Source organism: Sandarakinorhabdus sp., assembly GCF_040398645.1.
GTDB lineage: Bacteria > Pseudomonadota > Alphaproteobacteria > Sphingomonadales > Sphingomonadaceae > Sandarakinorhabdus.
Window position 1 is genome coordinate 1 of sequence record NZ_JBBATR010000094.1, and the last position, 5,380, is coordinate 5,380.

At 64.2% G+C, this 5,380-nt stretch carries 1 protein-coding gene; it reads left to right on the forward strand.

What is annotated here, in order from left to right; translation table 11 throughout:
* On the forward strand, positions 1-5,380 hold a 5,380-nt coding region (locus ABWP50_RS13110), incomplete at both ends, for a beta strand repeat-containing protein (protein WP_353218433.1).

Below are 5,380 nucleotides of genomic sequence, written 5' to 3' on the forward strand. Positions count from 1 at the left end.
ACCGGCACGGTGGCCATGGCGGACGGTACGCAACTTGCGACGGCTGGCGGCACATTCACCGTCGGCAACGCCGTGACGATAACTGGTTCGGCTAGCCTGTTGACGCAAGGTGCGGGTGACGTTTTGACGTTGTCGGGCATCATTGCCGACGGCAGCGGTGCGGGTGCGATCGCGAAGAACGGCCCGGGCACGGTCACGCTGACCGGCACCAACAGCTACACCGGCGGCACCAACATCAACGCCGGCACGCTGGCGATCGACGATGGCGCCGCGATCGGTTCGGGTGCGATTGCGCTTGCCGATGGCACAACGCTGCGCGCCGGGATCGGCGGCGACCAGGCGATCACGCTGACCAACGCGGTGTCTGTGGCCACGGGCACCGGAAACATCGCCCTGAACGGCGGATTCACAGTCGACACCGCCGGCACAGCGACCATTTCCGGCACCCAGTTGACCGTCAGTGGGCCGGCTACCGGCGCCGGCACATTGAGCTTCAGAGGTGGTTCGGCGACACTTGCCAACACCAGCGGCTTCACCGGCAGTGTCGCGCTTCGCGATGCAGTGCTCAATCTGGTTGATGCGACGTCGCTCGGCAACGGGACCTTGCTGATCACTGATGCTGGCGGGATCGCCAACAACAGTGGTTCGGCGTTGAGCTTTGCCAACACCGTAGACGCCGTTGGCGCTGCCTTCGTCGTGATCGGCGCCAACGACGTGTCGCTGAGCGGCGTGACGACCGCCGATGCACTCTTCAAAGCCGGCCCCGGAACGCTGACTTTGGGCAACGGATCCAATGCGTTCAACTTTGTTCAACTGGGCAGCGGCACCCTCGCGGTCGCCGCCAATGGCGCGCTTGGTGCTGGGATCGTGCAAGTCCTGGGCAGCGGCACGCTGCGCGCTGCCGCCGCCGATCTCAGCTTTGGCAACAGCTTCGAGATCTTCATCGGCGACCTGACGGTTGATACCCAGGCCTTCACCCTGACGCTGTCGGGTGACAAATCTGACGCCGGCGGCCTGATCAAGATCGGCACAGGCACGCTGATCCTTGGTGGCACCAACAGCTATGCCGGCGACACCAACGTCAATGTGGGCACCCTTGATCTGCAGGGCAGCATCAGCGGCAACGTCAATGTTGCTGCGGGTGCCGCGATTGTCGGCACCGGCTCCGCCGCCGGAACGGTCACCTTTGCCAATGATGCCATCGTCGGCCCGGGCAACAGCCCCGGCACGCTGAACTTCGGCAGCCTGGTGCTCAACGACACCACGGCTCTCAATTTCGAACTCGCCGGTCTCGCTGCGGTGCCCGGCACCGGTGCCGATCTGATCGTGGTGACCAACGATCTGACGCTGAACGGCGTGCTCAACATCACGGGTCTGCCCGGCTTCAATGTCGGCGTCGGCAACCGGACGATCATCACCTATGGCAATCTGCTCGCAAACAATGACCTGACGGTGGCGACAGCGCCGCCGGTTGACGTGACCTACTCGATCCTGGCTGGCCCGGTCGCTTCGGGTGCCGGCATCGTCCAGTTGAACCTTGCCTTCACCGGCACCTATCGCTGGGATGGCACCGATCTTGCGCCCGATGGCACGATCGATGGCGGCAATGGCATTTTCAACCTGACCAACACCAATTTCACCAATTCCAACGGCACGTTCAACCTCGCCTATGGCAACAATGCCACCGACGATATCGAGTTTGGCGGCGCTGTCGGCAGCGTCGATGTGGCGAGCGTCATCAACTTCGACCAGATGAGCTTCGTGACCGCGGGCTACACGCTGGGTGGGCTTGGTGCCCTCAACGTGAACAACTCCGTGATCAATGTGGTCAACGGGGTCGCGACGGTTGGTGTGGGGATCAGCGGTGTCAATGGCCTGACCAAGGGCGGCGCTGGCGAATTGATTGTAACGACGGTCAATACCTACTCCGGCGGCACCAATGTGACCGGCGGCGTGTTGACCCTGGCGGCCAATTTCGCCACCGGCTCCGGTATGGTCAACCTGGCCAATGGCACCACGCTGCGCAGCGTGAACGCCACCCCGGTAATCGAACACTTCAACGCCGTGGCCATCACCGGCAGCGCGACGTTTGATGTGACCGGCAGCCTGTTCACCCAGAATGCGGTGATTTCGGGCGGTGCGCTGGTGAAAACCGGCACCGGCCAGCTCCAGCTGACAACCAACAACACCTACAATGGCGGCACCGACGTGCAGGTCGGCAGCTTCGGCGCGACTCAAAATGGCTCGCTTGGCACCGGTGCGGTGACCATGGCTGACACGACGTTCGGCAATTTCAGCGGCGGCCTGACCGTCGCCAACAACTTCACCCTGACGTCGGGCATAGTGCAGCTGGGCGTTGGAATTGGTTCGACGACATTGAACGGCACAGTGGCCGGCGGCGCCAATCTCGAGAAGTTCGGCGTCGGCCGCCTGGAACTCGGCAATGCCGGCAACAGCTATTCGGGCGGCACCAACATCACGGCCGGCACGGTTGCAGTCGCAACCGATGGTGCGCTGGGCAGCGGCAACATCCGCTTCTCGGCAGTTCCTGGCGCACTGGAAACGCTGGGCAGCTTCAGCACCGCCAAGACGGTCACGCTGGATGCGGCGGGAACGATCAACACCAATGCCAACACCAACCGGTTTGACGGCGTGATCGCCGGTGCCAATTCCCTCACCAAGACGGGCGCCGGCACGCTGATCCTGACCGGCACCAACGGCTATGCCGCGACGTTGCTGAACGCCGGCACGCTGCAGATCGACGATGGCGCTGCCATCGGCGCAGGTGTGCTGACCACCACCGCCGGCACGACGCTGATTGCCGGGCTGGCAATCAACACCCCGGCTCTGACTCTGGCCAACAACATCGTGCTGGGCGCTGGCGGCAACACCACCATCAACCTGCTCGGCAGCAACTATGGCGTGAACGTCACCACCGGCGCGCTGACCACCAATGGCACCGCGCTGGTGCTGGACGGCGTGATCAGCGGCGATGGCGGCATCGACACGCTGGGCTTCCTGGCCAATGGCGCCGGCAGCATTGCGTTCAACAGCACCAACAGCTTCACCGGCGGCGTCAACCTTGGCAGCGTCATTGCTTATGCCAACGCCAACAATGCCCTGGGCACCGGCACGGTCAATTTGAACGCCTTTGGCGCCGGCATCCAGAACACCAACGTCGGCACCACGCGCTCGCTGGTCAACGCGGTCAACGTCAACGACTTCCAGCATTCGGTCGGCGGTGCCGGCAATCTCGTGCTCTCCGGCGCGGTGGGCGGCAACGGCCAGTTGTTCAAGGTGAACGACGGCACCGTGACCTTCACGGGCGCGGGTTCCAGCTATGGCGGCAATTTCGCCATCAATGATGGCACTGTGCTGGTGAACGGCAGCTTCGTGAACGCGGCAGCCACCTATGTGGTCGCCGGCGGCGCACGCATCGGCGGCACCGGCAGCATCGCCGGCTCGGTCACTGTGGCCAACGGCGCCGATCTGAACCCGGGCATCGCATCGGGGCCGGGCACGCTGACCATCGGCAATCTGTCGCTGGACGCATTCACCAATGTGAATTTCGATCTGGGCGCAGCCAACACGATTGGTGGCCTGCTCAATGACCGTGTGATCGTGACGGGCAATCTCGTGCTCGATGGCTTGCTCAATGTGTCCGAAACGGTCGGCGGCAGCTTCGGCCTCGGCATCTACAATCTGTTCAGCTACGGCACGCTCACCGACAATGGCCTGACCATCAATGGCCTGTTGCCCAATGCGCTGACCGGCACTGTTCAGCACAATGCGACGGCGCAGCAGATCAACCTGGTCGTCGCTGGCCCCGGCAGCGTCGTGCTGAATTGGGATGGCACCGATTTCACCGGCCAGGCGCCGGGCGCGCCGCTGGGCCAGGGCGGCAATGGCGTGTGGAGCACCACCAACACCAACTGGGCCGGCAATGCGCCGGGTGAAGTGAACGCCACGTGGCAGCCGAACGCCGTTGGCATCTTTGGCGGCACCGCTGGCACAGTTGATGTGGCATCGCCGTTTGCGTTTGCTGGTCTGGGCTTCCAGGCTGATGGCTACACGCTGGCCAACGCCGGCGGCAGCCTGACGACCAACGCGGTGACCGGCAGCTTCATCAGTGTCGATGCGGCACTGACTGCAACGATCAACGCCACCATCGCCGGCACCGGCGTGCTGATGAAGCAGGGCGCCGGCACGCTGGTGCTGGGCGGCAACAACACGCTCACCGGCAATGTGAACCTGAACAATGGCACGCTGGCTGTCACCAGCGATGCTGCGCTCGGCCTTGGTTCGCTGGTCTTCACCGGCGGCACCACGCTGCGCGCCGATGCCGGCGTCAGCTTGGCCAACGCCATGACGCTGAACGGCCAGAGCAACATCGACAGCAACGGCAACACGGTCACGCTGGGCGGCGTGCTGTCCGGCCCTGGCGTGCTGATCAAGCAGGGCGCAGGCAGCCTGGTGCTGAACGGCGCCAACGGCTACGCCGGCGGCACCACTGTGGAAGCCGGTTCGGTCGTGGTTGGCAACAATCTGGCGCTGGGCACCGGCGATGCCTTCTTCAACGATGCGACCTCGCTGGTTGCCGGCATCAACGGCCGCACCATCGCCAACAACATCTTCCTGATCAACACGGTCAACATCGACACGCAGGCGTTTGACCTCACCCTGTCGGGTGTGATCGGCGGCACCGGTCCGCTCACCAAGCTGGGCACCGGCAACCTGATCCTCAACGGCAACAACGTCTATGCCGGCGGCTCGATCCTGCTCGACGGCACGGTCACACTGGGCACCAGCTCCGCGCTGGGCAGCGGCCAGGTTGATGTGAACGGCCAGGTGGTGCTGCTGTCGGGCGCGGCTGACCTCAACATCGGCAACGCCGTCGTGCTCAACGATGTCGGCACCTTCGATGTCGCCACCTTCACCACCACCTACAGCGGCGTGATCAGCGGCGCGCAGGCGCTCAACAAGGTCGGTTCCGGCAATCTGATCCTGACCAACGCCAATCTCAACAGCGGCGGCGTCACCCTCGACGAAGGCCGTCTGACGGTGGCCGACGATGCGGCACTGGGCACCGGCGCACTCACCATGGCGGGCGGCACCACGCTGGCGTCGGGCGCGGCTGGCCTCGTGCTGGCCAATGCGATCACCACCAATGGCCTGGGCACCGTCGACACGGCGGGCAATATCTTCACGCTGGACGGTGTCATCGATGGCGCTGGCTCGGTCACCAAGATCGGCAGCGGCAATCTGGTGCTGAACGCTGGCAACAGCTTCAGCGGCGGTAGCTTCATCAACGTTGGCACGGTGACGGTTGGCAACAACGCGGCGCTGGGCACTGCGCTGGTGACGATGGCGAACGGCACGA